This is a genomic window from Pseudomonas sp. AK-TSAG1-1 (assembly GCF_056821665.1).
Genome location: NZ_CM165965.1, coordinates 4,892,532 through 4,918,518 on the forward strand (window position 1 = coordinate 4,892,532; position 25,987 = coordinate 4,918,518).

Consider the following 25,987-nt stretch of genomic DNA (forward strand, 5'->3'; position numbering starts at 1 on the left):
AGTTACCAGATCAGCTCGGCGTCATCAGTGACGCCCTGCAGACGGTCCAGCTCTTGGGTAGCTGCCTCATCGGCAGCGATGGCGCCAGGGAACACCTGATCACCCAGCAGTTTGTGAAAGCGTGGCGCACCGCCATCGACCAGGGCCTTGACCGCGATTGCCGCGTGATAACCCTTGTTGCCACCCAACTCGACGGGGACGACTGCGGAGACTGCTTCGAAGTGTTCGAACTCTTTACGTGCCATGGCACACATCCCGGCTCAGATGAATAAGCCGGACATTAAACCCTCAACCGGCAAGTTTGTGTATCGGTGCAGGGCATTGTCCCAACGCCTGGGCCGCCGACACCTCTTTGAACGTGTGGAAATCCAGGCTGTTGACCACCAGGTCCTGAACCAGTTCGGCAAAGACCTGCATCGACGGACTGTTGAAATACGCCGTCATCGCCTGTTGATGGCTCCAGAAACCGGAGACCAGCCACAAGTCCGGATCACATTGCGAATGCTGCAGGGCAAAGTTCAGGCAACCGGGGGCGGTGCGCGACGGTTCGATCAAGGCACTGAGGCGTACACCCAGTTCGGCGGAGCGTCCGGCGCGCGCTCGAACGAAGGCCATATGACTGACGGGAATCTGCTTGGACATGTTCAACCCTCCCAGGGAGTCGCGTGGCAGCCGGGGGACGGGCTGCGACAGGATCCAAGGTTAAGGGCCGAACACACTGCGCCGTTAGTCGATTCCTGCCTCTGCGTTGCACAATCCTGCGAGACTGCAGACACACCCTGCTACACCGGGTAAAAACCTGTCACACGGCTGTCATACCGGTTTCAAGCAAGTTTAATGGCCCGCGTCCTGCTATGGCTGAACACGCCGGCAAGCCGATGCAGAATCAGGCAAGCATTTGACAGGATGTGTCTACCGCTTGCGCTTGCACAAACTTAAGCTCTGCTCCATTCCACCTCCCTTGCCGAGGATGCCGTGCATGACGTCATTCGATCGTTTCCAAACCCCGCCCGATGCCGACATGGAGAAACAGCGTGCAGAACTGGCGGCGATCATCCGCCGCAACACCACGGACGACGGCAGTTACCAGACCGCCATCGGCTCGCTGTTCATGTCGCGCCACACCCAGTCCCACGACTTTGCCCCGGTGCTGGCGCAACCGGCGCTGTGCATCATGGCTCAGGGCCGCAAAGAGGTGCGGCTGGCGGATGAATACTTCAATTACGACCCGCTGAATTACCTGGTGGTCTCGGTCTCGATGCCCCTCAGCGGACGGGTCGTGAATGTCTCGCCAGAGGATCCGATCCTCGCCGTGCGCCTGGACATCGACCCGGCCGAAATCACCGCGCTGATCGCCGATGCCGGCCCGATGGGAGTGCCAACCCGACCGACCGGGCGTGGCCTGTATGTCGAGCAGATCGACAACGCGATGCTCGATGCGGTGCTGCGCCTGGCGCGGCTGCTCGACTCCCCGAAAGACATCGCCATGCTCGCGCCGCTGATTCGCCGGGAGATTCTCTACCGCCTGCTGCGCAGCCCGCAGGGCCATCGTTTGTATGAGATCGCGATTGCCAACAGCCAGAGCCACCGCATCAGCCAGGCGATCAAATGGCTCAACGGCAACTTCGAGCAACCGCTGCGCATCGATGATCTGGCGAAGGAAGTGAACCTCAGCGTCTCGACCCTGCATCACCGTTTCAAGGCAATGACCGCGATGAGTCCGCTGCAATATCAGAAGCAGTTGCGCCTGCAGGAAGCGCGACGCCTGATGCTGACCGAAGGGCTGGAAGCGTCGGCCGCGGGGTATCGAGTGGGGTATGAAAGCCCGTCGCAGTTCAGCCGCGAGTACAGCCGCTTGTTTGGTGCGCCGCCGTTAAGGGATCTGGCACGGTTGCGGCTTTCTGTCTGATCCGGATATTGCGCTGTATCGACTGACGCTTTCGCGAGCAAGCCCGCTCCCACATTGGATCTGTGACCGACGCAAATCCCTTGTGGGAGCGAGCCTGCTCGCGAAGAGGCCAGAATGATCAGCTAAAATCCGGATCAAGCCCCCAACACCCGACACGCCTCGCTCGGCAACGTCACCGACACAGGATGCCCGATCCCCAATCCAATCCCCTGACACGGCGTACTCAACGCCGTGAACGTCACCCCGGAACACTCCACCGTGGTCTCGATGGTCGCGCCGATGTCGCGCACGAACGTCACCTTGCCCAGCAAGCGATTGCCCGCCGTCGCCTGTGGCGCGGACAGTTGCAGGTCTTCGGGGCGAATCAGCATTTTCACCTTCTGCCCCACCACGATGCTGCTGCAGATCGGCACTTGCAGCGCGTCACCGCCCGGCAGGCTGACCTTGCCATCGCCCAGCGCCGTGGCCGGGAAAATGTTGCCCGAGCCGATGAAGTCGGCAACGAACTCGTTGGCCGGATGCCGGTAGATTTCGATCGGCGTGCCCACCTGCTGCACCTTGTGCTCACCCAACACCACGACGATGTCGGCCATGGTCATGGCTTCGCGCTGGTCGTGGGTAACCATGATCGTGGTGATGTTCAAGCGCTGTTGCAGTTGGCGGATTTCCACCTGCATCGACTCGCGCAGCTTGGCGTCCAGTGCCGACAGCGGTTCGTCGAGCAGAAGAATTTTCGGCCGCGAGGCGATGGCCCGGGCAATCGCCACCCGCTGCCGCTGCCCACCGGAAAGCTTCGCCACCGGCCGGTCAATCATCGCTTGCAACTGGATCAGCTCCAGCAGTTCCACCACCCGCGCCTGCTGCTCGGCCTTGCTCACACCGCGCAGTTTCAGCGGATAGGCAATGTTTTCGCCGACGGTCATGTGCGGGAACAGCGCCAGCGACTGAAACACCATGCCGAAGTTACGCAGGTGCGCCGGGGTGTGGCCGATGTTCTCGCCATCGAGGCGAATCTCGCCGCCAGTGAGAGTTTCCAGCCCGGCGATCATCCGCAGCAAGGTGGTTTTGCCACAGCCCGACGGGCCGAGAAAACACACCAGTTTGCCTTCCGGCAAATGCAGGTTGACGTCTTGTACCGCGCAAGCCGAGCCGTAGAATTTCTCGACGTTTTCCAGAATCAGACCAGTCATGTTGCACCTCAAATCAAAAGGAAACGCCGCCCTCGCCCACCAGCTTCTCCAGCGCCCAGATCAGGACGAAGTCGATCAGCACGATCAGCACGGCAAACGAGAACACGGTAGGGTCGAGCGATGACACGGTGCGGCTGTACATCCAGATCGGCACGGTCATGACGTCGATGGTGTAGAGGAAATAGGTCACGGTGAATTCGTTGAACGAGACGATGAATGCCAGCAGCATCCCCGCCAGAATCCCCGACTTCATCAACGGCACCACCACGTCGACAATCGCCCGCAGCGGCGAGGCGCCGAGCATCCGCGCGGCCTCTTCGACTTCACTGCCAATGGAGAGCATCGCGGCGGTGCAGTTTTTCACCACGAACGGCAGCGCCAGAATCACGTGGGCAATCACCAGCCGCGATGTGGTCAGGTGGAACGGCAGACTGTCGAACACCAGCAACAACGCCAGGCCCAACACCACCATCGGAAACACCAGCGGCAGTGACATCAGTTGCAGCGCCACGGCTTTGCCGCGGAACTCGCAGCGGGTCAGTGCGTAGGCGGCGGGCACCGCGATCAGCGTGGCAAACAGCATGGTCAGGCACGACACCAGCAGGCTGGTGGCCATCGCCTGACCGAGGCTCAGCACATCGCTGGCGTCCGGCGAAACGAAGGTGTGCCAGGCCGCTTTGTACCATTGCAGGCTGTAGCTGCTCGGCGGGAAGTCGAGGTTCGACGCACCGCTGAACGACATCACGATCATGGTCAGGATCGGCAACACCGCCAGCAGCAGAATGAACCCGGAAAGGATCCCGGCGAACTTGCCGGTGTCGCCGGGCAACAGCGCCATGCGCTTCTTGGTCAGGGTACTCATTGCGAAGCCTCCAGCAGGCGCCGACGACGGCCGGTGATGTATTCGGACAGGGTCATGATCGCCAGCGTGGTGACGATCAGCACCACCCCGGCCGCCGACGCGGCGGGCCAGTTCATCAGCGGCGCGATCTGGTCATGCACCATCACCGCGAGCATCGGCACACGGCGGCCACCGAGCAGCAACGGCACGACAAAACTGCTGGCGTTGTAGGCGAACACCAGCGTCGCCCCGGTAATGATCCCCGGCAGACTCATCGGCAACACCACCTGACGGAACACCTGAAAACGACTGGCGCCCAGCGTTGCGGCGGCCTCTTCGTAAGTGCGGGCGACGCCGCGCATGGCGCTGGCAATCGGCAGCACGGCCAGCGGAAATGCGGTTTGCACCAGGCCCATCAGCACGCCGTTCTGGTTGTACAGCAACATGATCGGACGCTTGATCAGGCCCAGGCCCATCAGCGTCTGGTTGAGCATCCCGCCCGGGCCGAGAATCACCAGCCAGCCATAGCTTTGCAGCAGCAGGTTGACCAGCAACGGCAATAACACCGCCGCGAGGAAAATCCGCCGCACGAACGGCGAGGTCAGCCGCGACATGGTGTACGCCACCGGGATCGCCAGCAGCACGGCGATCACCGCACTGATCAACGCCAGGCGCAGGGTCAGCAGCAGCGACTTGAGGTAATAGGGTTCCAGCAATTGCGCGTAGCTGGCGAGGCTGAACCCGCTCCACTCCGCGCCTTTGGTGCCGACACTCATGCGCAGCACCAGCAGACTGGCGGCGATCAGCACACCGAGAAACAGCATCGACGGCGTGAGGAAAAACCACGCCCGGGCGGTCGGCGAAATACCGCGCGCCGGGCGCACGTCAGCGGCGCCGACCGGTTGGGTCAGGGATTGATGTTCCATAGCAATGATCTCGTCAATGGAAAGCGAATCTCCCAAACACCTCAGTCTCCTGTGGGAGCAGGCTTGCTCGCGAAAGCGGTGGATCAGTCAAACACTTTGGCGACTGACAGATTGCATTCGCGAGCAAGCCCGCTCCCACAGGGGATCTGTGGTGTCTGGAGGGTCGGCGTCAGGAAGAAAAAATTTCCGTGTAACGACGAATCCATTGGTCATGCACGGTGGCCAGGAAGGCGTTGTCGTGCATGATCGCCTTCTCGGCAATCTGCTCCGGCGTGAGGATGTACGGGCTCTTGCGTGCTTCGGCGGAGATGATCGCCTTGGCGTTGACCGGGCCGTTGAAGATGTCTTCGGCCATCTTGCCCTGCACCAGCGGGTCGAGAGAGTGGTCGATGAAGGCGTAGGCCAGATCGGTGTCGCCCGGACGGTTCTTCGGCATCACCGAGAGCATCAGGTCGGTGTAGAAACCTTCCTTCATGCCGAACGTGGCACCGAGGCCGTAGTTCGGATCGCGGATCTGCTTGGGGAAGAATGCCGGTGCGTACAAGCCGCCCATGTCCAGCGAGCCGGTGCGGAACAGCTCGGCAATCTGGTTCGGGTTTTCGCCCAGGGTGACCACACGATCCTTCAGCTCGGCGAGTTTCTTGAAGCCCGGTTCGATGTTGTGTTCGTCACCGCCCGCCAGTTTCGCGGCGATGATGATCAAGTCCATGGCCTCGGTCCAGTTCGGCGGCGGCAGGAAAATATTCGGTGCCAGATCGGCGTCCCACAACGCGGCGTAACTGTCCGGCGCCTGTTTGAGGGTGCGGGTGCTGTAGACCAGGCTGTTGCACCACAGCAGGTAACCGATGCCGTGGCCGTTGGCGCCGGTGCGGTACTTTTCCGGTACGTCGATCAGGTTGGGAATGCGGTTGAGGTCAGGTTTTTCCAGCAGCCCGGCGGCGGCCAGGCCTTCGGCACCGACCCCGGCCAGAGTGATGATGTCGTACTGCGCACGGTCACCGCCGGCCTTGAGTTTGGCGACCATTTCCGAAGTGCTGCCGGTGCGGTCGGCGATGACCTTGGCGCCGGTCTTGGCTTCGAACGTGGCGGCAATGTTGCGCAGTGCGGCGAGGCCGGTGTCATCCGACCAAGTCAGTAAACGCAGGGTCTTGCCGGCAAAACGCGTGTCACTGGCGCTGGCCCGGATGAAGGGCATGCTCAGGGCCGCCGCCGCTACCGAGGCGACGCCGACGGTTTTAATGAATTGACGCCTGTTCAGATCATGCTCGCCCATGAAGGACTCCCTTTGTTCTTTTAAGTATGAGGTTGGTCGCAACCGTTGCATCCGCGCGGCCGGATCCGCTGCAGCCCTTGTTTTCAAAGGCCTGCAGCGCTGCCGACGGGTTCATCCTGAGGTCGTGCAATACACCTGACTATCGATAAAAACTCATCGAAGCCATGACACCCACGCATGCCTCGTTGCGAGGCATGCGCTCACCGTTTTCGGGCATTCAGAGCGCCCGGATCACGTGTTTGATTTCCTGAAAAGCAGCCAGGCCCCACGGCCCCAATTCGCGGCCGATGCTGCTCTGCTTGTAGCCGCCCCACGCCGTCTGCGGGAAGATCACTTGCGGCGCGTTGAGCCACACAAGCCCCGCCTGCAGGGCGTTGGCGACCCGGTCGGCGGTCTCGGCGTTACGCGTCACCACACTGGCGACCAGCCCGAACTGGCTGTCGTTGGCCAGGGCGATCGCCTCGGCTTCGCTGCTGAAACTGCGCACGCACAGCACCGGGCCGAAAATCTCTTCGCACCACAGCGCACTGTCGAGGGGCACGTCGGTGAACACAGTCGGCTGCAAAAAATATCCTCGCGGCAGATCCGCCGGACGATTGCCGCCGCACAGCAGCCTGGCCCCGGCACTCAAGCCTCGGTCGATGTGGCCAAGCACGCGCTGGTATTGCGCCTGATTCACCAGCGCGCCCATCTCCACCTCCGGGTCGAACGGGTCAGCCACGCGAATCGCTTGCGCACGTTTTTTCAGGCGTTCAAGAAACTCTTCGGCCAGCTCATCGGCGACCAGCACCCGACTGGTGGCCGAGCACATCTGCCCGGCGTTGAAAAAACCGCCGCCGCAAGCCAGCTCCACCGCCAGTTCCAGATCGGCATCGGCCAGCACCAGCAGCGAAGATTTGCCGCCCAGTTCCAGGCTCACGCCTTTCACGGTTTCCGCGGCGCGCTGCATCACCTGCACGCCGACGGCGTTGCTGCCGGTGAAGGAAATCCTGGCGATACGCGGGTCAGCCGAGAGCGGTGCACCGACCGCCAGGCCGGTGCCGCAGACCAGGTTGAACACGCCTTTGGGCAGGCCGGATTCAGCGATGATCGCCGCCAGTTCCAGCTCCGGCAGCGGCGTGACTTCCGACGGTTTGAGCACCACGCAGCAGCCGGCAGCCAGCGCCGGTGCAAGTTTCCATGCGGTGGTGACCATCGGGAAATTCCACGGCACGATCAGCCCGACCACACCGCACGGTTCGCGGCGCAAACGTGCGCTGAAATCGTCGCTGGGCAGCGCCACGTTGCTGTCCTGTCTGGCGTCGAGACCTTCGGCCAACTCGGCGTAGTACTCGAAGGTAGCGATCACGTCGTCGACGTCGATCGCCGCTTCGAATTGCGGTTTGCCGTTGTTGCTCGACTGCAACTGCATCAAGTGATCACGACCGTTGCGTACGCCGTTGGCAATGTTGCGCAGGATTGCGCCGCGCTCGGCACCGGTGGTTTGCGACCACTCCTTGAACGCCGCAGTGGCAGCGCTCACCGCCTGGTCGACCGCGTGCTCATCACCGCCATTAACCGTGGTCAGCAGCGCTTCGGTGGCCGGGTTGATCACCCGCAGATGCTCGCGACCGGCCGACCATTGGCCGTTGATGTACAGGCCGTCGAGTGTGGTTGGGAAATTGATCATTGGGCCACCGCCTGCATCCACTGGGTCTGGTCGATTTCGATCAGGGTCGGGCCCTGACGATCGGTTGCGGCACGCAGTGCGCCGCGCAATTGCTCAACCGAACTGATCGCTTCGGCAGCGCAGCCCAGGGCCTTGGCGACGCCAATGAAGTCCGGGGTGTAGATGTCGACGCCGACCGGCTCGATGGCACGGTTGACCATGTACTTCTTGATCTCCTCGTAACCCTGGTTATTCCACAGCAGGATAATCACCGGGGTGCGCGCTTCGACGGCGCTGGCCAGTTCCGGCAAGGTGAATTGCAGACCGCCATCGCCGATCAGGCACACCACGGGCGGGCGAACGCCGCCCTCAAGGCTGCCGCCGAGCCATGCGCCGATTGCCGCCGGCAAGGCGTAACCGAGGGTGCCGTAACCGGTCGACGAGTTGAACCAGCGGCGCGGACGTTCTGGATTGAACGTCAGATTGCCGGTGTACACCGGTTGCGTGGAGTCGCCGACGAACACTGCATCCGGCAACTCGTGCAGGACGGTTTCGAGGAAACGCGTCTGGGCCAGTGTTGGCGCATCCCACGTCGCGGCCAGATCATCACGCAAACGCGCCGCCCGTACCTGCCCCCAATCGTTGCGACGCTCGGCCAGCGCTTGATGCGACAACGCGCTGAGCAGTGCCTGCGCGGCGTTGCGCGAGTCGGCGACCAGCGCCACGTGCGGCGGATAGTTGCGCACGGTCTGATCGGCGTCGATGTCGATGCGCAGCAACTTGCCGGGAATCTCGAAACCGCCGGCAAAGGTCACGTCGTAATCGGTTTCGGCCAACTCGGTGCCGATCGCCAGCACCACGTCGGCATCGGCCACCAGTGCGCGGGTCGCGACCAGGCTTTGCGTCGAGCCGATCAGCAGCGGATGGCTGGAGGGCAGCATGCCTTTGGCGTTGATGGTCAGCGCCACCGGAGCGTCGAGCAGCTCGGCCAGTTCGGTGAGTTCGGCGGCGGCATCGATGGCACCGCCACCGGCGAGGATCAGCGGACGCTGGGCGCCGGCCAGCAGTTCAGTCATGCGCCGTACGGCCACCGGCGCAGCCCCGGCGCGGTCGATATTCACCGCAACACTGGCGAGCAGCGCATCGGCTTCTTCCACCAAAACATCCAGTGGAATTTCGATGTGCACCGGACGCGGACGCCCGGCCTGGAACAGCGCGAAGGCCCGGGCCAGCACGCCCGGCAATTCCGCCGCCGACATCAGGGTGTGGGAAAACGCAGCGACGCCACCGACCAGCGCACTCTGGTTCGGCAGCTCGTGGAGCTTGCCGCGACCGCCGCCCAATTGGCTGCGCGTCTGTACGCTGGAGATCACCAGCATCGGGATCGAGTCGGCATACGCCTGGCCCATCGCGGTGGTGATGTTGGTCATGCCCGGGCCGGTAATGATGAAGCACACACCGGGTTTGCCGCTGGTGCGCGCATAGCCATCGGCCATGAAACCGGCGCCCTGTTCATGCCGTGGAGTGACGTGGTTGATGCTCGAACGGGCCAGCCCGCGATACAGCTCCACGGTGTGCACGCCGGGAATGCCGAACACCTGCTCGACCCCATAATCCTCGAGTAACTTGACCAGTACTTCGCCACACGTCGCCATGTCGATTGCCCTTTATATTCGGTTGAAACACAGAGCCCTTGGTGGGAGCGGGCTTGCTCGCGAAGGCGGTATGTCAGCCAACATCAATGGGCAATGACACACCGCATTCGCGAGCAAGCCCGCTTCCACAGGGGGCCGTGGAATGGGCTCATTGAACGGGTGGCAGGTAGCGGCAACAATCGATTAAAAGTCATACTAGCCATGTCCTCACGTCATACCTTGGATCCACATGAAACGACTGCCTCCCCTGCCCGCCCTGCACACGTTTCTGATCACCGCGCAGTGCTGCAACTTCACTCGGGCAGCCGAGCAGTTGCACATCACTCAGGGTGCGGTGAGCCGGCAGATCGCCGGGCTGGAGGATCATCTGGGGTATGAGCTGTTCATCCGTCTGGCCCGAGGCCTGGAGCTGACCGCCGAAGGGAGTGAATGGCTGCCACGGGTGGAAAAAATCTTCGGCCTGATCAGCGAAGCGACCGAGCAGATCGGTCTCAAGCGCGAAACCCTGCAGCTCAAGGCACCCAGCTGTGTGATGCGCTGGCTGGTGCCGCGCCTGCTGCAATGGCAGAAGGAACGCCCGGACGTGCCGGTCAAACTGACCACCACGCTGGCCCACGGGGTGGATTTTCAGCGCGAGCAATTCGATGCCGCCGTGGTCTACGGCACGTCGCCGGCCAACTCGTCGACTGCGCTGCACCTGTTTGATGAGCAACTGACCCCGGTGTGTTCGCCAACGCTATTGAAGGGTCCTCCGGCGCTGTCCGAGCCGGCTGATCTGCAACAGCATCTGCTGTTGCATCCGACCCGCGATACCCAGGACTGGACCGTGTGGCTGACCGCCGCCGAATTGCAGTTGAGCAACGTCAACATGGGCCAGCATTTCGAAACACTGGATCAGGCGATGTCGATGGCGTCCCACGGGACGGGGGTGGCGATTGGCGACTGGTCGTTGATCGGCGATGACCTGCGCGCCGGGCGGCTGGTGATGCCGTTTGAGTTGAAGGTGAAGACAGGACTGGGGTACTACGTGGTGATGCCGCAGGGCGTGGAAGCCTCGCCGCAGCTGGAGGAACTGATGATCTGGCTGGTGGAGCAGGCGCATACCCGCTGAAACACCCCAAAAAACCTGTGGGAGCGGGCTTGCTCGCGAATACGGTGTGTCATTCACCGTTGAGGTCGACTGACACTCCCTCTTCGCGAGCAAGCCCGCTCCCACATTTGTTCTGCGTCGTTGCTTAATACCCGACAGTAAACCGCTGACGCGAATGCTTCGGCGTTTCCACTTCGTCGATCAGCGCAATCGCGTAATCGGCAAAGGTGATCCAGCTGCGCCCTGCGGCACTCACCAGCAAGTGATCCTTGCCGACACGGAAGGTGCCGGTGCGCTCACCTTCGACAAACTCTGCCGACGGCGACAGAAAGGTCCAGTCAAGATCCTTCTCCTGACGCAACGCATCGAGGAATGCCGCGCCAGCGCTGGCCTCGGTTTTGTACTCGGCCGGGAATCCTGCGCTGTCGATCACGCGGGTGTCGTCCGGCAGCAACAGCGAACCGGCACCGCCGACCACCAACAGACGCTGCACGCCCGCCTGCTTCACCGGCCCGACCACAGCACTGGCGGGTACGGTGGCGAAATGCGCGGCGCTGATCACCACGTCGTGACCGGCCACTGCAGCTTGCAGCGCTGCCGAATCCAGCACATCGACATTCTTGCTGACCACACCGGCACGCGCGCCGATCTTCGAGGTATCACGGGCGATAGCGGTCACGCTATGGCCGCGACGCAGGGCTTCTTCCAGCAGTTGGCTACCGGCACGGCCGGTGGCACCAATGATTGCGATCTTGCTCATGACATTCTCCAGTTGGCTTGAGAGTGCTGCGTTTTCAGAATCGGCTTACCACTGCATTTCGCCCTTGGCGACTTTGGCGCTCAGCTCCAGCGAGCTTTCTTCGCCGAGTTTCGGGTAGCGCTTGTGCATGGCTTTGATCAGTGCGGCGGAATCCTTGGCCTTGGCGGTTTCGGCGTCGAAAGCCTTAATGTAGTCGGCGGTGAATTTCACGCTGGCCAGTGAGCGGCTGCTCTCGCCCAGGTAGTGACCCGGCACCACGGTTTTCGGCTTCAGGGTTTCGATCGAGTGCAGGGTTTCCAGCCAGTCGGCGTGGGATTGCGCGGTCTGGGTATCAGCCATCCACACATGGATGTTCTCGGCCACCACGACGCCACCGACCACGGCCTTGAGCGACGGAATCCACACGAAGCTGCGATCCGGCTGTTTGCCTTCAAGACCCACCACCTGCAGTTTCTGCCCTTCGAGCATCAGGCTGTCGCCCTTGAGCACGCCCGGCACGATGGTTTTGGCCGGCACGTCGGCGCCCATTTTCGGGCCCCAGAAAGCGAGCTTGCCTTCGACGGTTTTGTTGATGTGATCCACGGTCGGTTGCGAGGCCAGCACTTCGGCATCCGGGAAGGCTTTGGTCAGGGTGTCGAGGCCGAAGTAGTAATCCGGATCACCGTGGCTGATGTAAATGGTGGTCAGGTGTTTGCCGCTGGCGCGGATCTTTTCCACCACCTGCTCGGCCTGGGCCTTGCCGAATTGGGCATCGACCAGAATCGCGTCTTTCTCGCCGCTGACCAACACCGAGGTCACCGGAAAAATCGCCTGAGTGCCAGGGTTGTAGACATCCAGGCTCAGGTTGGCGGCAGCGGCGTGGGCCGCGAAACCGAGGGTGGCGGTGGCCAGCAAAACGCGCTTGAGGGTAGTGAAGCCGATCATCTGTTGCTCCGTTGTCTGAATGCCGTGTTTGGCGATGGGACAGAGCTTAGTTGCCTGACTCGGTACAAAAAATGCGATGCTTGAACATAGTTTGTTTCTGAAAGCGGGCAAATCATGGATCGTCTTCAAGCAATGCGGGTGTTTGTCACGGTAGTCGACCTCGGCAGCCAGTCGGCCGCGGCCGATCATCTGGACCTGTCGCGACCGGTGGTGTCGCGCTATCTGGCGGAGCTGGAGGACTGGGTCGGCGCGCGCCTGATGCACCGCACCACACGCAAGTTGAGCCTGACGGCCGCTGGCAGCGAGATCCTGCCGCGCTGCCGGCAGATGCTCGAACTCTCCAGCGACATGCAGGCGGCGGTCAGCGAACCCCACGACGCACCGCGCGGGCTGCTGCGCATCAGCGTCAGTACCTCGTTCGGCCAGGCGCAACTGGCCGATGCCATGGCGGCGTACGTCAAGCGCTACCCCGGGGTCAGCATCGACATGCAGATGCTCGACCGCACGGTGAACCTGGTGGATGAGCGCATCGATCTGGCGATCCGCACCAGCAATGACCTGGACCCGAACCTGATCGCCCGGCGCCTGACGGTGTGCCGATCGCTGGTCTGCGCCGCGCCCGCCTACCTGCGGGACAATCCGCCACCACAACGGGTCGAGGACCTGAGCCGGCACAATTGCCTGACCCACTCGTATTTCGGCAAGAGCCTGTGGCATTTCGAAGAGCACGGCGAACCGGTGTCGGTGCCGGTGCAAGGCAACATCAGCGCCAACGAGGCCAGCACCCTGTTGCGCGCCACGCTGGCCGGTGCAGGCGTGGCGATGCTGCCGACCTATCAGGCCGGGGTGCACGTGCATGCCGGTGAACTGGTGCGCCTGTTGCCCGACGCCGAGCCGCGGCAGATGAACATCTACGCGGTGTACGCCTCGCGCAAGCACATGCCAGCGGCGCTGCGCAGCATGCTGGATTTTCTCGTCGAACGATTCCCGGAAAATCCCGAATGGGATATGGGCCTGTAAATCCGATTCCCCCAGGGTGTTATCCGTATTCTGAATGGGATGTCACCTACGCGGGCGCCGTGGCTGGAAACTCTGTGCCGCTGACCTATGCTGAAAGTAATACCGCAGGGTATGCGTTCAGAGGTCCACGCCATGAACATCAGAACAAGAAGGTACTTCGCGATTTTCATCACCTGCGCCGCCACACTGGCGCTGTACGGCACTGCGGCCTGGCGGGTCGAGCAACTGCGACAGCTGCCCCGCGAGTATGCGAGCTGCAATTTCGAGCGCTGCATTCCGCACAACGCGACGCTCAATGCGTTGCGCTGATCGACCTTGGCTGGAATGCGAACCTGTGGGAGCGAGCCTGCTCGCTCCCACAGGACTTTGCAGCGTTTACACGATCACTGATCGGCCTTCAGCCGGTCACGAAACGCCTTTGGCGAAATCCCCACCCGGCGCCGGAACAGGCGCGTGAAGTTGGTCGGATCGGAAAACCCCAACAGCTCCGACATCTCGTAAATGGTCATGCTGGTGTACGTCAGCAAACGTTTGGCTTCCAGTAACTGGCGTTCGTGCATTATCTGCAGCGCTGGCTGCCCTGCCAGTTCCCGGCAAGTACCGTTGAGGTGCGAGACCGAGATACCGAGGCGATGAGCGAGGTCTTCGACCTTCACATGCTGGCGGTACGTCTCTTCCACCAATTGAATGAAACCGTTGAGGTATTCGCGCTGGCGTTGCGGCCGCTGGCTGGCATTGTGGCGCACGAGCGCCTGACGGCTGACCCAGACCATGATCACGCTGACCAGCGAATGCATGAGCATTTCCCGCGCAGGTTGATGGCCGTTGTACTCGGCCTGCAACGCAGAAAACAGACTGTTCAGGTACTGCGCATCCTTGCCCGCCGGGTAGTGCTCGGCCTGGGCCAGGGCGTGCACCGAATTGCCCAGTTGCGCCTGCAGGTGGTGGATCAACGGATTGGCGAGGGTGACGACAAAACCTTCGACGTCCTCGGAAAAACGAAAGCCATGCACCGACAACGGTGGCAGGACTTGAATGGCGGGTTCGTTGAGCTGCGTGCGTTGACCTTCGATTTCAAGCTCTGCCTGACCTTTGAAAACGAAGAGTAACTGGCACAAATCGGCGTGGCGGTGGGGTTTGATTTCCCATTGATGTTCGCGGCTGCGTTTGGAAATGGTTTCACAGTGCAGCAAGTCAGGGGTCGGCCAGTCCAGGCTTTCACCGTAGAGCTTGAACACCGGAATCGAAGGCAGGTCAGGCTTGTTCATCACTTCAATCCAGGCCTCGAGGTTGCGGGCGATAATCGCACCGATTGGCAGAATGTACAGGTATCGGCTCAGTTTTCACCTTCAATTGACAGACCCGCAAGGGAAAAATGCAAGCACTCGATCCATAAAAATCATTCTCCGGTTCATACCGCGTGAAGCTTGCGAGTCATAAAAACAATGAAAACGCTGAAAACCCAAGTCGCCATCATTGGCGCCGGCCCCTCCGGATTGCTCCTCGGCCAGTTGCTGCACAACGCTGGCATCGACAACCTGATTCTTGAACGCCAGACACCCGACTATGTACTCGGGCGAATTCGCGCCGGCGTGCTTGAACAAGGCATGGTAGAGCTGTTGCGTCAGGCCGGAGTGGGCGCGCGCATGGATGCTGAAGGGTTGGTGCACGCCGGCTTCGATCTGGCATTGGACGGGCGTCTGGCCCACATCGATCTGCAGGGTTTGACCGGGGGAAAAACCGTCATGGTTTACGGTCAGACCGAGGTCACTCGCGACCTGATGGCCGCTCGTCGGGAGGCCGGTGCGCCGACGATTTACGAGGCGAGCCATGTCGTTCCTCACGGCATGAAAAGCGACGAAGCGTTTGTCACCTTCGAAAAGGATGGTGAAACCTGGCGCGTCGATTGCGATTACATCGCCGGCTGCGACGGTTTTCACGGTGTAGCCCGGCAGTCGATTCCCGAGGACTGCCTGAAGATTTTCGAACGGGTCTATCCGTTCGGCTGGCTGGGGATTCTTGCCGACACCCCGCCGGTGCACGAGGAACTGGTCTACGCCCGCCACGAACGCGGCTTTGCCCTGTGTAGCATGCGCTCGGCCACGCGCACCCGTTACTACCTGCAAGTGCCGGCCGAAGAAAACGTCGCAGACTGGTCCGATCAACGCTTCTGGGATGAACTCAAAACACGCTTGCCCGTGGAGCTCGCCGAAAAACTGGTCACCGGCCCGTCGATCGAAAAAAGCATCGCGCCGCTGCGCAGTTTTGTCGTCGAGCCGATGCAGTACGGGCGGATGTTTCTGCTCGGCGATGCCGCGCACATTGTTCCGCCCACCGGTGCCAAGGGTCTGAACCTGGCCGCCAGTGATGTCAGTACGCTGTTCAATATTCTGCTGAAGGTCTATCGCGAGGGCCGCACCGACCTGCTGGAGAAGTACTCGCAGATCTGCCTGCGCCGGGTATGGAAAGCCGAGCGGTTTTCCTGGTGGATGACCTCGATGCTGCACCGCTTCGACGAGCATGACGATTTCAGCCAGCGGATCAGCGCCTCGGAACTGGACTACTTTGTCAGTTCAGAAGCGGGTCGAAAAACCATTGCAGAAAATTACGTCGGACTTCCGTATGAGGCTATCGAATAGCCTGCTATCGACTTACACTGGCGAGCATCTCCCGCTCGCCTTGCGACCTGCGGGATCATCACTGCACGCAGGTTCCGCCCGTGACCAATCTTCACCAGCCTGAAACACCCAAACCGGCCATTCGCAGCGTGCTGGTCGCGCTGATGCTGGCGATCTTTCTTGGCGCGCTGGACCAGACCATCGTCGCCGTCTCGATGCCCGCCATCTCGGCACAATTCAAAGACGTCAGCCTGCTGGCCTGGGTAATTTCCGGGTACATGGTGGCGATGACCGTGGCCGTGCCGATCTACGGCAAGCTCGGCGATTTGTACGGGCGGCGCAAACTGATGCTGTTCGGCATGGGCCTGTTTACCCTGGCCTCACTGTTTTGCGGCATGGCGCAAAGCATGGAACAACTGGTGCTGGCGCGGATTCTCCAGGGCATTGGTGCCGGCGGGATGATTTCGGTCAGCCAGGCGATCATCGGCGACATTGTTCCGCCCCGCGAACGTGGCCGTTATCAGGGTTACTTCAGCAGCATGTACGCGGTGGCCAGCGTCGCCGGGCCGGTGCTCGGTGGCTACATGACCGAATACCTGTCGTGGCGCTGGGTGTTTCTGATCAACCTGCCGCTGGGGCTTGGCGCCTATTGGGTCGCGCGGCGCAACCTGCGTGGGCTGCCGATACCGCAACGCAAGCCGATCATCGACTATCTCGGCACCCTGCTGATGATCATCGGCCTGACTGCGTTGCTGCTGGGCATCACTCAGGTCGGCCAGGGCCATTCGTGGCGCAGCAGCGAAGTGCTTGGATTGTTCGCCTGTGCCGTGCTGGTGCTGGCGGTGTTCGTCTGGCATGAGCGCCGCGCGCGTGAGCCTTTGCTGCCGATGCATCTGTTCACCAATCGCAACGCGCTGCTGTGCTGGTGCACGATTTTCTTCACCAGTTTCCAGGCGATATCACTGATCGTGTTGATGCCGCTGCGCTTCCAGAGCGTCACCGGTGCCGGCGCCGATGCGGCGGCGTTGCACTTGCTGCCGCTGGCGATGGGGCTGCCGATTGGCGCCTATTTCGCCGGGCGTCGGACCTCGGTGACCGGGCGCTACAAACCGCAGATTCTGACGGGCGCGATGCTGATGCCGATCTCGATACTCGGCATGGCGTTCACCCCACCGGATGCAACGCTGGTCAGCAGTCTGTTCATGTTGCTCAGCGGTATTGCCGGCGGCATGCAGTTCCCGACTTCACTGGTAGGCACGCAGAACTCGGTGGAACAACGCGACATCGGCGTCGCCACCAGCACCACCAACCTGTTCCGCTCATTGGGTGGCGCAGTGGGGGTGGCGTTGATGTCGGCGCTGTTGCTGGCCTTGTTGCAGGATTCGAGTTTCGCCCATCTGGCGAGCAATTCACTGATCAGCGAAGGGCACTCGGGCAACGTACTGCTCGACGGTTTGAACGCGGCCCCGGGCGATGCGCAGAACGCCTTGCGCGCAGAGCTTTCGGTGACGTTCCGGCATTTGCTGTGGGTGAGCACGGCAGTGTCGTTGCTGGGGCTGGCGGCAGCGATCGCGATGCCGAACAAGCTGTTGCGCGGGCGGGAGCACGGCGCCAAATAGCAGCAACACCGCGATCCCCTGTAGGAGTGAGCCTGCTCGCGATGAAGGTGTGTCAGTCGACATGACTGTTGAACGACACACCGCATTCGGGAGCAAGCCCCCTCCCACAGGGGAAAGTGTTTCACTCAAGGGCTGTAGTAACCCACCGCCACCAGAAAGTGCCCGACCTTCTTCAGGTAGGCATGCTTGTCCTCGACCTTGCCGGTCACCGGGTTTTTCCAGCGGTATTCGTATTCGCCGTCATCCTGCTTGGCGATCAGCGCCAGAATCGGCTCGCCCACCGGTTTGCCTTCCGGGTCCTTGATCTTGCTGAAATCAGTGTTGATCAGCCGCAGGTTGGTGCCGTGGGCCACGTAGCGCCGGGTATCCAGATCGACCACGAACACGTACAGGTCATCCTGCAGATAACCACCCTTGAGCGAGTTGATTGCCGTCAACGTGCCCTTCTCGTCCTTGCCCAGGTCAGTCGCGGCTTTATCAAGCAGCGCCTTGGCCTGTTCCGCCGAAGCTCGCGGCAGGTAATAGCCGACCGCGAGGATCCGCTGGCCGATGCGCTGGTAGTAGACGTGCTTGCGCTCGACCTTGCCGTCCGCCCAATTCTGCCAGCGGTACTCGGCTTGCTGGATACCATTGCCTTCGGGCACCAGCAACGCATCCTTGAAGGCCTTTTGCAGATCCGGCCCGAGCACTTCGCTCACATCGCGACCGATCAAGGCAGAGGATGGCCCGCCACTGGCAAGCATCACGCCTTTGGTGTCGAGCACGAACACGTAGCGATCCTTGTCCACAAACTCGCCCTGACGGCTGAATGCGGCGAAGGCCTTGTCGCCGTTGTCGTGGTAATAGGCCAGGGCCTTTTCCAGCAAAGCGATGGCCGCCTTGCTGTCGTCCTTTTGCGCAGTGGCGGCGCTGACCTGTCCCACCCCCACCAGAAGCATCACACCGAGCCACGCCACTTTATGCAAAAACCCCATAACGCATCCCTCGTTCTTGTTGGTGTTTCAAGAGCGTAGACGGCTTGGGGTGATGCATGGATATTCAGCGCAAGTCGAAAGATTGCAGCAGATGTCTGTGGCGAGGGGGCTTGCCCGCTCACCACAGAAACAGCTTCACCACAGAGGTATCTTTACCACGAAGATATTTCCACCTCAGGTGTGGCTGACTCAGGCCCTATGGCCGGGCGTTGATCTGTTGCTGCAGGTTCTGGATCTGCGCTTGCAGGGTGTTGAGATTACGGGTCATCTGGCCACGGAACGCATCGAACTCAGCGGTGTTGCCGCCACCCTGTGGCGTTGCCGGGCGGTTGTCCTGCTCGCTTTTGAGGACCACGATTTCCTGCTCCAGACGCTCGATCGCCGCGTTCGAATTGCCCTGCTTTTTCAGCGCGGTGATATCAGCGCCCAGGCTTTTCAGCTGGGCGTCATAGCTCTTGAGCTGCGCGTCGACCTTGCCAGTGTCGGCCGGTGCAGTTTTCAGGGCCGCCAGTTCGGCGCTCAAGGCTTTGACCTGAGCCTGCAACTGGGTGTTGGCGTTCTGTTGCTCAGTGGTCTGCGCGGTCATCTGCGCCAGGCGCTTGTCCAGATCGCTGGCCTGGCCGACCACGCCCTGTTGCTGCTTGCTCTGATCCACCAGCTTGTCTTCCAGCTGTTTGATCTGCAGCTTCAACGCTTCGCTGTCGCTGGTGACGTTGCTCTGACTCGCCACCACCTTGCCGGAAATGTCCTGCAGGCGCCCCGCTGCTTCCTCGCTGATGCGCGCAAAGCTTTCCTGGGTGGCGACCAACTGCTGCTCCATCAGCGAAATCTGCTGGAAGCTCCACCAGGCCAGACCGATGAAGGCGAAGAACAACGCGCCGACCAGTGCCCACAGCGGCCCGGTACTTGCGGCCTTGACCTTGACCACCGGTGGCGTGCGCGAGTGCACGGCCGTGCGGGCGGTGGGCGCAATGTCATCGTCGTCAAAGGTGTCGGCCCGCAGGCTCGGTACATCGTCGAAATCGTCGTTGGCATCGTTACGCATGGACATTGAGGCAACCTTTGTGGAACGCAGTGATGGCTAAATGCTGCGAAGTATAACTGCCGCAGCCGCAGGGATTGACCCTCAAGCGGCAGAGCGGTTCATTGCCGGCCGGCCGACTTGTATCAGCGGATGTCCTGAGCTTTCCACCAACTGCAGAACTCATCGAGGGCCGACCACAGGCTGACTTTCGGATCGTAGTCCAGATAATGCCGGGCGCGGCTGATGTCGAGGGTGAAATTTTTCTTCATGACCTGCATGCCCAATCGCGACAGCGTAGGTTCCGGACGCCCCGGCCAGAGTTTACAGGCGCCTTCGTTGAGCGCAGCAACGCTGTAGGCCAGGCCGTACGAGCGGTACTTGGTGACCTGCGGCACATCCATTTTGCGCATCACATAATTGACCACGTCCCACAACGGCACCGGTGCGTCATTGCTGATGTTGTAGGCCTTGCCCAGCGCCGAACCCGCCGCCAGCAGACTGCCGAGCAGCGCTTCGTTGAGGTTCTGCACGCTGGTGAAATCGACCTTGTTCAGGCCGTCGCCGATGATCGCCAGACGCCCCTTGCGCTGCATATTGAGCAGACGCGGAAAGATGCTCATGTCGCCAGCGCCGGTAACGAAGCGCGGACGCAGGGCAATGGTTTCGAGACCGAATTCCTGCGCGCCGAAGACCTTCTGCTCAGCCAGATACTTGGTTGCGGCATAGTGATGCTTGAAGCGCTTGGGCACTTGCTCTTCGGTCAGGCCAAGGTGATCGCGGCCATCGAAATAGATCGACGGCGACGACAGGTGCACCAGCCGGCGCACGCGCTGCTTGAGGCAGGCTTCAACGACGTTTTCGGTGACCTGCACGTTGCCCTGATGAAAGTCCTGATAACGCCCCCACAAGCCGACGGCACCGGCGCAGTGCACCACCGCTTCGACGTCGGCGCAGAGATCGCGCGCCAGATCCGCATCGGTGAGGTCGCCCGGGACGAACTCCGCACCACGGCGCACCAGATGCTCGACGCTTTCGGCCCGGCGACCGTTGACCCGCACGTCCAGGCCCTGCTCCAGAGCGAAACGCGCAAAGCGTCCGCCAATGAAGCCGCTTGCGCCGGTGACCAGAATTTTCATGCAAAACTCCAACAAAAAAGCAGCTGCGAGCATCAAGCCTCTAGCTGCAAGTCTAAAACGGTGCGCAGCGCTTTACTTGCCGCTTGCAGCTTGACGCTCGCAGCTGCTTTCAAGCCACCAGCCATTGTGGTGAAGAACGTACCAATTGCTCGGTCAGCAACCCCAGCAACTGACCGCCATTGCGCCAATGATGCCAGTACAACGGCACATCGATCGGTTTATCTGGCAACAGTTCACGCAACACCCCGCGTTGCAGTTGCTCGCGCACTTGCAGTTCCGGCACCAGCCCCCAGCCAAGGCCGGCCTCGGTCAGGCGGATGAAACCTTCGGAGGACGGGCACAAATGGTGCTCGAATCCGCCATCGACGCCGAGCGATGCGAGGTAACGATGCTGGAGGAAGTCGTCCGGGCCGAACACCAGCGCCGGGGTGCGTGGCAGTTGCTCGGCACGCACGCCGTCGGGGAAATGCCGCTCGATGAACGCCGGACTGGCCAGCGCGCGGTATCGCATTGCGCCGAGCAACACGCTGCGCGCACCGGCGACAGGTCGTTCACTGGCGCACAGGCACGCGGCCACTTCACCGGCACGCATGCGCTTGAGCCCAACCGTCTGGTCTTCTACCACCAGATCAAGCAACAGATGCTGTGCGGCGCAGAAATCCCCCACCGCCTCGGCCCACCAGGTGGCGAGGCTGTCGGCATTAAGCGCAATGCGCAGGCGTTCCGGCACCCCTGCTTCATCCAGCGCCGGCACCAGCGTTTGCAAATCACGTTCAAGCAGGCGCACCTGCTGCACATGGTTAAGCAAACGCCGGCCGATCTCGGTCGGTGACGGTGGCGTGCCACGTACCAGCACCGGTTGGCCAACCCGCGCCTCCAGCAGTTTGATTCGCTGCGAGATCGCCGATTGCGACAGGCCCAGCACCTGCGCGGCACGTTCGAATCCGGCCTGCTCGACCACGGCGGCCAGAGCGGAAAGCAATTTGTAGTCGAACATCAGTTTTCCTAATGAGCGATCAGCACTATTGGTTTTTCTTATACCGCTTTCAACCGGAGAATAGCCAGCAAGCACTCTTTATCAAGGATCAACTCCAATGGCTGGCGAAACCTCACTCACGACCTTGCTGCGCAGCATGAGCCCGCAGCTCAACGCCGGCGAATACGTGTTCTGCACCCTGCGCGACGGCCAGTTGCCGAACGGCCTGGAGATTGTCGGCAGCTTTCGCGAACAGGAAGGCCTGACCGTGATCCTGGACCGCGCCAACGCTGAACGCGCCGGCTTCAGTTTCGACTACGTGGCAGCGTGGATCACCCTGAACGTGCATTCGGCGCTGGAGGCAGTCGGGCTTACCGCCGCGTTTGCCACGGCACTGGGCAAGGCCGGGATCAGTTGCAACGTGATCGCCGGCTACTACCACGATCATTTGTTTGTCGGTCAGGCCGACGCAGAACGTGCCATGCACGTTCTGCGCGATCTCGCAGCCAACGCGGAGTGAACCTTATGTGGCAAAGCTATGTGAACGGCTTGCTGGTGGCGTTCGGGCTGATCATGGCGATCGGCACCCAGAACGCCTTTGTCCTTGCCCAGAGCCTGCGCCGCGAACACCACCTGCCGGTGGCGGCACTGTGCGTGGCCTGCGATGCGCTGCTGGTGGCCGCCGGAGTGTTTGGTCTGGCGACGATCCTTGCGCAGAACCCGACATTGTTGGCAGTGGCGCGCTGGGGCGGTGCAGTCTTTCTGATCTGGTACGGCAGCCAGGCGCTGCGACGTGCATGCTCGAAACAGAGTCTGGATCAGGGCGAAAATCAGACCGTGCGTTCGCTGCGGGCGGTGATGCTCAGTGCGCTGGCGGTGACGCTGCTCAACCCGCACGTTTATCTGGATACCGTGTTGCTGATCGGCTCGCTCGGCGCGCAGCAATCGGTGCCGGGGGCTTATGTGGTGGGTGCGGCGAGTGCCTCGCTGTTGTGGTTTTTCACCCTGGCGCTGGGCGCGGCATGGCTTGCACCGTGGCTGGCCCGGCCGAGTACCTGGCGGATTCTCGATCTGGTGGTCGCACTGATGATGTTCACGGTAGCGGGGCAATTGATATTGGCGAGCTGATTTATTCCAAACAGCTCTGGAACCTCTATCCCACACAGTTGTTGCGTGGTTAAGCCTTGACCCCGGTGCTATGATCCGAACCCTGCGCCGCAAAGAGTAAAAACTCGTCGGTGCATTTCTGGCCGCCCGTGATCGGCCTTGCGCTCACCGCAACAGACCTGATTAGGAGAATCATCATGGCTTTCGAATTGCCGCCGCTGCCTTACGCACACGATGCCCTGCAGCCGCACATTTCCAAGGAAACCCTGGAATTTCACCACGACAAGCACCACAACACCTATGTCGTGAACCTGAATAACCTGGTGCCAGGCACCGAGTTCGAAGGCAAGACTCTGGAAGAAATCGTCAAATCTTCCTCGGGCGGTATCTTCAACAACGCCGCTCAGGTCTGGAACCACACCTTCTACTGGAACTGCCTGGCGCCAAACGCCGGCGGTCAACCAACCGGCGCACTGGCTGATGCCATCAACGCTGCTTTCGGTTCGTTCGACAAGTTCAAGGAAGAGTTCAGCAAAACCTCGATCGGCACCTTCGGTTCCGGCTGGGGCTGGCTGGTGAAAAAGGCTGACGGTTCCCTGGCCCTGGCCAGCACCATCGGCGCCGGCAACCCGCTGACCAGCGGCGACACCCCGCTGCTGACCTGCGACGTCTGGGAACACGCTTACTACATCGACTACCGTAACCTGCGTCCGAAGTACGTTGAAGCGTTCTGGAACCTGGTCAACTGGAAGTTCGTTGCTGAGCAGTTCGAAGGCAAAGCCTTCACCGCTTAAGCTGCGTGCGAGTCAAAAAACCCGGCATTGCCGGGTTTTTTTATGCCTTTGGTTTCTCCAGACGCTGCCCCAGGCTGCGATCTTGATCAGTGGGTAGCGTGTTTCCTACCAGGAAAGCAGCCTTCGTCCCCTTGCCGCCACGCCATGGCGGGCTAACATCAAACAGAGGAAATTTTCTCCCGTTCCCCTCAAGTTGCAGGCTCAAACTACCGACACAGTACGATCAGGGTAAGAACTCCAGGCAGCTGCATTTCGGCCAACGCCACAGGCAAATATCCCTGGGCTTGATTGTCCCTTTGACTGCCAACACGGGATTGCCAATACTCATGGCAACTTGACGCTACCCGCACGGAACAAGGAATAACCCTTTGAAGCTGGAACTCAAGAACAGCTTGTCGGTGAAGTTGCTCCGGGTCGTGCTCCTTTCGGCATTGATCGTCGGCGTTGTCTTGAGCTGTGCCCAGATCGTCTTCGACGCCTACAAGACCCGCCAGGCTGTGGCCGGCGACGCCCAACGGATCCTCGACATGTTCCGTGACCCATCGACCCAGGCCGTCTACAGCCTGGACCGGGAGATGGGCATGCAGGTGATCGAAGGCCTGTTTCAGGACGATGCCGTGCGTCAGGCCTCCATCGGCCATCCCAACGAGGCGATGCTCGCGCAAAAATCCCGTGAGTTGCAGCATTCCAACAGCCGCTGGCTGACCGACCTGATCCTCGGCCAGGAACGCACCTTCACCACACAATTGGTCGGGCGCGGTCCCTATAGCGAGTATTACGGCGACCTGAGCATCACCCTCGATACCGCCACTTACGGCGAGAGCTTCATCGTCAGTTCGGTGATCATTTTCATTTCCGGCGTATTGCGCGCCCTGGCCATGGGCCTGGTCCTGTACCTGGTCTATCACTGGCTGCTGACCAAACCGCTGTCGCGGATCATTGAGCACCTGACCGAAATCAATCCGGATCGCCCCAGCGAGCACAAGATTCCGCAGCTCAAGGGCCACGAGAAAAACGAACTCGGCATCTGGATCAACACGGCCAACCAGTTGCTCGAATCCATTGAACGCAACACCCATCTGCGCCATGAAGCGGAAAACAGCCTGCTGCGCATGGCCCAGTACGACTTCCTCACCGGCCTGCCCAACCGCCAGCAATTGCAGCAGCAACTGGACAAGATTCTGGTGGATGCCGGCAAGCTGCAACGCCGGGTCGCGGTGTTGTGTGTGGGGCTGGATGACTTCAAGGGGATCAACGAGCAGTTCAGCTACCAGACTGGCGATCAGTTGTTGCTGGCACTGGCCGATCGCCTGCGCGCCCACAGTGGCCGCCTCGGCGCCCTCGCCCGTCTGGGTGGCGACCAGTTCGCCCTGGTGCAGGCCGATATAGAACAGCCTTACGAGGCGGCGGAACTGGCGCAGAGCATCCTCGATGATCTGGAAGCGGCGTTTGCCCTCGACCATCAGGAAATCCGCCTGCGCGCGACCATCGGCATTACCCTGTTCCCCGAGGACGGCGACAGCACCGAGAAGCTGTTGCAGAAGGCCGAGCAGACCATGACGCTGGCCAAGACCCGTTCGCGCAACCGCTATCAGTTCTATATCGCCAGCGTCGACAGCGAAATGCGCCGCCGCCGCGAACTGGAAAAAGACCTGCGCGATGCGCTGATTCGCGATCAGTTCTATCTGGTCTATCAACCACAGATCAGCTACCGCGATCACCGTGTGGTCGGGGTCGAAGCGCTGATTCGCTGGCAGCACCCGGAACACGGGCTGGTGCCGCCGGACCTGTTCATCCCGTTGGCCGAGCAGAACGGCACGATCATCGCGATCGGCGAGTGGGTACTCGATCAGGCCTGCAAGCAATTGCGCGAATGGCACGATCAGGGTTTCGTCGATCTGCGCATGGCGGTCAACCTGTCCACCGTGCAACTGCACCACGCAGAGTTGCCACGGGTGGTCAACAACCTGCTGCAGATATACCGCCTGCCGCCGCGCAGCCTGGAACTGGAAGTCACCGAGACCGGCCTGATGGAAGACATCAGCACGGCCGCACAGCATCTGCTGAGCCTGCGCCGCTCCGGGGCACTGATCGCCATCGACGACTTCGGCACCGGCTATTCATCGCTCAGCTATCTGAAAAGCCTGCCGCTGGACAAAATCAAGATCGACAAGAGCTTCGTCCAGGACCTGCTGGATGACGACGACGATGCGACCATCGTTCGCGCGATCATTCAACTGGGCAAGAGCCTGGGCATGCAGGTCATCGCCGAGGGCGTGGAAACCGCCGAGCAAGAGTCCTACATCATCTCCGAAGGCTGTCACGAAGGTCAGGGTTATCACTACAGCAAGCCGCTGCCGGCCCGGGAACTGAGCGCCTATCTCAAACAAGCCCAGCGCAGCAACGCAGCGATCCTTTGATGCAGCGCATAACCCTCGGCTAAACAAGAAATATTTCCAGCCACAGCCCTTTACACATAATGCGAAAGATTTGCATTATGTCG

At 61.2% G+C, this 25,987-nt stretch carries 25 protein-coding genes; 10 read left to right on the forward strand and 15 right to left on the reverse strand.

The features are described from left to right. Nucleotides 1-2: 2 nt before the first annotated feature. Nucleotides 3-245: a hypothetical protein gene (locus AC1UK9_RS22085; RefSeq protein WP_025112731.1), complete on the reverse strand. Its 243-nt coding sequence runs from the start codon at nt 243-245 to the stop codon at nt 3-5. A 43-nt stretch (nt 246-288) separates the two neighbouring features. Further along, nucleotides 289-642, reverse strand: coding sequence for an antibiotic biosynthesis monooxygenase family protein (locus AC1UK9_RS22090; RefSeq protein WP_025112730.1), 354 nt, complete (start codon nt 640-642; stop codon nt 289-291). Nucleotides 643-979: 337 nt separating this feature from the next. Between AC1UK9_RS22090 and AC1UK9_RS22095 the strand changes: the two genes are divergently transcribed. Further along, nucleotides 980-1,909, forward strand: a complete 930-nt coding sequence (locus AC1UK9_RS22095; protein WP_482578504.1) for an AraC family transcriptional regulator — start codon at nt 980-982, stop codon at nt 1,907-1,909. A gap of 134 nt (nt 1,910-2,043) precedes the next feature. Here AC1UK9_RS22095 and AC1UK9_RS22100 read toward each other — a convergent pair whose 3' ends face one another. The 6 genes from AC1UK9_RS22100 to AC1UK9_RS22125 form a co-directional block, all read right to left on the reverse strand. Beyond that, nucleotides 2,044-3,099, reverse strand: coding sequence for an ABC transporter ATP-binding protein (locus AC1UK9_RS22100; protein ID WP_473013416.1), 1,056 nt, complete (start codon nt 3,097-3,099; stop codon nt 2,044-2,046). Nucleotides 3,100-3,112: 13 nt separating this feature from the next. After that, complete coding sequence (locus AC1UK9_RS22105) at nt 3,113-3,961, reverse strand: ABC transporter permease (RefSeq protein WP_473013417.1); 849 nt, start codon at nt 3,959-3,961, stop codon at nt 3,113-3,115. Further along, nucleotides 3,958-4,866, reverse strand: a complete 909-nt coding sequence (locus tag AC1UK9_RS22110) for an ABC transporter permease (protein WP_025111659.1) — start codon at nt 4,864-4,866, stop codon at nt 3,958-3,960. The genes AC1UK9_RS22105 and AC1UK9_RS22110 overlap by 4 nt, the downstream gene beginning before the upstream one ends. 169 nt (nt 4,867-5,035) lie before the next feature. Further along, entirely contained in the window at nt 5,036-6,139 is a 1,104-nt protein-coding gene (locus AC1UK9_RS22115) for an ABC transporter substrate-binding protein (RefSeq protein WP_025111660.1), read from the reverse strand. A 217-nt stretch (nt 6,140-6,356) separates the two neighbouring features. Continuing rightward, nucleotides 6,357-7,805: an aldehyde dehydrogenase family protein gene (locus AC1UK9_RS22120; protein WP_473016027.1), complete on the reverse strand. Its 1,449-nt coding sequence runs from the start codon at nt 7,803-7,805 to the stop codon at nt 6,357-6,359. Continuing rightward, nucleotides 7,805-9,442, reverse strand: coding sequence for a 5-guanidino-2-oxopentanoate decarboxylase (locus tag AC1UK9_RS22125; RefSeq protein WP_473013419.1), 1,638 nt, complete (start codon nt 9,440-9,442; stop codon nt 7,805-7,807). The genes AC1UK9_RS22120 and AC1UK9_RS22125 overlap by 1 nt, the downstream gene beginning before the upstream one ends. 229 nt (nt 9,443-9,671) lie before the next feature. Here AC1UK9_RS22125 and AC1UK9_RS22130 point away from each other — a divergent pair, with 229 nt between their 5' ends. Beyond that, on the forward strand, nt 9,672-10,553 hold the full coding sequence (locus AC1UK9_RS22130; protein WP_473013420.1) for a LysR substrate-binding domain-containing protein: 882 nt from the start codon (nt 9,672-9,674) through the stop codon (nt 10,551-10,553). 124 nt (nt 10,554-10,677) lie between these two features. Here AC1UK9_RS22130 and AC1UK9_RS22135 read toward each other — a convergent pair whose 3' ends face one another. Together AC1UK9_RS22135 and AC1UK9_RS22140 are read right to left on the reverse strand one after the other, a co-directional pair. Next, on the reverse strand, nt 10,678-11,292 hold the full coding sequence (locus tag AC1UK9_RS22135; RefSeq protein WP_473013421.1) for an NAD(P)-dependent oxidoreductase: 615 nt from the start codon (nt 11,290-11,292) through the stop codon (nt 10,678-10,680). 45 nt (nt 11,293-11,337) lie between these two features. Beyond that, entirely contained in the window at nt 11,338-12,216 is an 879-nt protein-coding gene (locus tag AC1UK9_RS22140) for an MBL fold metallo-hydrolase (protein WP_025111665.1), read from the reverse strand. 114 nt (nt 12,217-12,330) lie between these two features. Here AC1UK9_RS22140 and AC1UK9_RS22145 point away from each other — a divergent pair, with 114 nt between their 5' ends. Next, nucleotides 12,331-13,236 (forward strand): LysR family transcriptional regulator, encoded by a 906-nt coding sequence (locus tag AC1UK9_RS22145; protein ID WP_218187652.1) that lies wholly within the window; start codon nt 12,331-12,333, stop codon nt 13,234-13,236. A 132-nt stretch (nt 13,237-13,368) separates the two neighbouring features. Then, complete coding sequence (locus AC1UK9_RS22150) at nt 13,369-13,545, forward strand: hypothetical protein (protein WP_007964044.1); 177 nt, start codon at nt 13,369-13,371, stop codon at nt 13,543-13,545. A 74-nt stretch (nt 13,546-13,619) separates the two neighbouring features. Here the strand turns inward: AC1UK9_RS22150 and AC1UK9_RS22155 are convergent, their stop codons facing one another. Beyond that, nucleotides 13,620-14,504, reverse strand: a complete 885-nt coding sequence (locus tag AC1UK9_RS22155; protein ID WP_025111667.1) for a helix-turn-helix domain-containing protein — start codon at nt 14,502-14,504, stop codon at nt 13,620-13,622. A 186-nt stretch (nt 14,505-14,690) separates the two neighbouring features. Here AC1UK9_RS22155 and pobA point away from each other — a divergent pair, with 186 nt between their 5' ends. Further along, complete coding sequence (gene pobA / locus AC1UK9_RS22160; protein WP_482580515.1) at nt 14,691-15,875, forward strand: 4-hydroxybenzoate 3-monooxygenase; 1,185 nt, start codon at nt 14,691-14,693, stop codon at nt 15,873-15,875. Between the two features lie 80 nt (nt 15,876-15,955). Beyond that, on the forward strand, nt 15,956-17,473 hold the full coding sequence (locus AC1UK9_RS22165) for an MDR family MFS transporter (protein ID WP_025111669.1): 1,518 nt from the start codon (nt 15,956-15,958) through the stop codon (nt 17,471-17,473). Nucleotides 17,474-17,598: 125 nt separating this feature from the next. On the opposite strand, the gene AC1UK9_RS22170 is transcribed toward AC1UK9_RS22165, so the two are convergent. The 4 genes from AC1UK9_RS22170 to AC1UK9_RS22185 all read right to left on the reverse strand — a co-directional run bounded on the left by AC1UK9_RS22170 (nt 17,599) and on the right by AC1UK9_RS22185 (nt 21,604). Continuing rightward, nucleotides 17,599-18,447 carry a cache domain-containing protein gene (locus AC1UK9_RS22170; RefSeq protein WP_473013423.1) on the reverse strand — a complete coding sequence of 283 codons (849 nt, stop codon included), beginning with the start codon at nt 18,445-18,447 and terminating at the stop codon, nt 17,599-17,601. Nucleotides 18,448-18,643: 196 nt separating this feature from the next. After that, on the reverse strand, nt 18,644-19,498 hold the full coding sequence (locus AC1UK9_RS22175) for an ATPase (protein ID WP_473013424.1): 855 nt from the start codon (nt 19,496-19,498) through the stop codon (nt 18,644-18,646). Nucleotides 19,499-19,614: 116 nt separating this feature from the next. Continuing rightward, a complete protein-coding gene (locus AC1UK9_RS22180; protein WP_473013425.1) occupies nt 19,615-20,607 on the reverse strand; it encodes an NAD-dependent epimerase/dehydratase family protein in 993 nt (330 codons plus the stop codon). A 109-nt stretch (nt 20,608-20,716) separates the two neighbouring features. Beyond that, on the reverse strand, nt 20,717-21,604 hold the full coding sequence (locus AC1UK9_RS22185) for a LysR family transcriptional regulator ArgP (protein WP_473013426.1): 888 nt from the start codon (nt 21,602-21,604) through the stop codon (nt 20,717-20,719). Nucleotides 21,605-21,701: 97 nt separating this feature from the next. Here AC1UK9_RS22185 and AC1UK9_RS22190 point away from each other — a divergent pair, with 97 nt between their 5' ends. The 4 genes from AC1UK9_RS22190 (at nt 21,702) to AC1UK9_RS22205 (ending at nt 25,904) form a co-directional block, all read left to right on the forward strand. Beyond that, the gene (locus tag AC1UK9_RS22190; RefSeq protein WP_473013427.1) at nt 21,702-22,103 is read left to right on the forward strand and encodes an ACT domain-containing protein; all 402 of its coding nucleotides are present in this window, start codon (nt 21,702-21,704) and stop codon (nt 22,101-22,103) included. 5 nt (nt 22,104-22,108) lie between these two features. Then, nucleotides 22,109-22,711 (forward strand): LysE/ArgO family amino acid transporter, encoded by a 603-nt coding sequence (locus tag AC1UK9_RS22195; protein ID WP_473013428.1) that lies wholly within the window; start codon nt 22,109-22,111, stop codon nt 22,709-22,711. A gap of 176 nt (nt 22,712-22,887) precedes the next feature. Then, a complete protein-coding gene (locus tag AC1UK9_RS22200) occupies nt 22,888-23,484 on the forward strand; it encodes a superoxide dismutase (protein WP_025111676.1) in 597 nt (198 codons plus the stop codon). Between the two features lie 368 nt (nt 23,485-23,852). Next, nucleotides 23,853-25,904 carry a putative bifunctional diguanylate cyclase/phosphodiesterase gene (locus tag AC1UK9_RS22205; protein WP_025111677.1) on the forward strand — a complete coding sequence of 684 codons (2,052 nt, stop codon included), beginning with the start codon at nt 23,853-23,855 and terminating at the stop codon, nt 25,902-25,904. Nucleotides 25,905-25,987 lie beyond the last annotated feature (83 nt).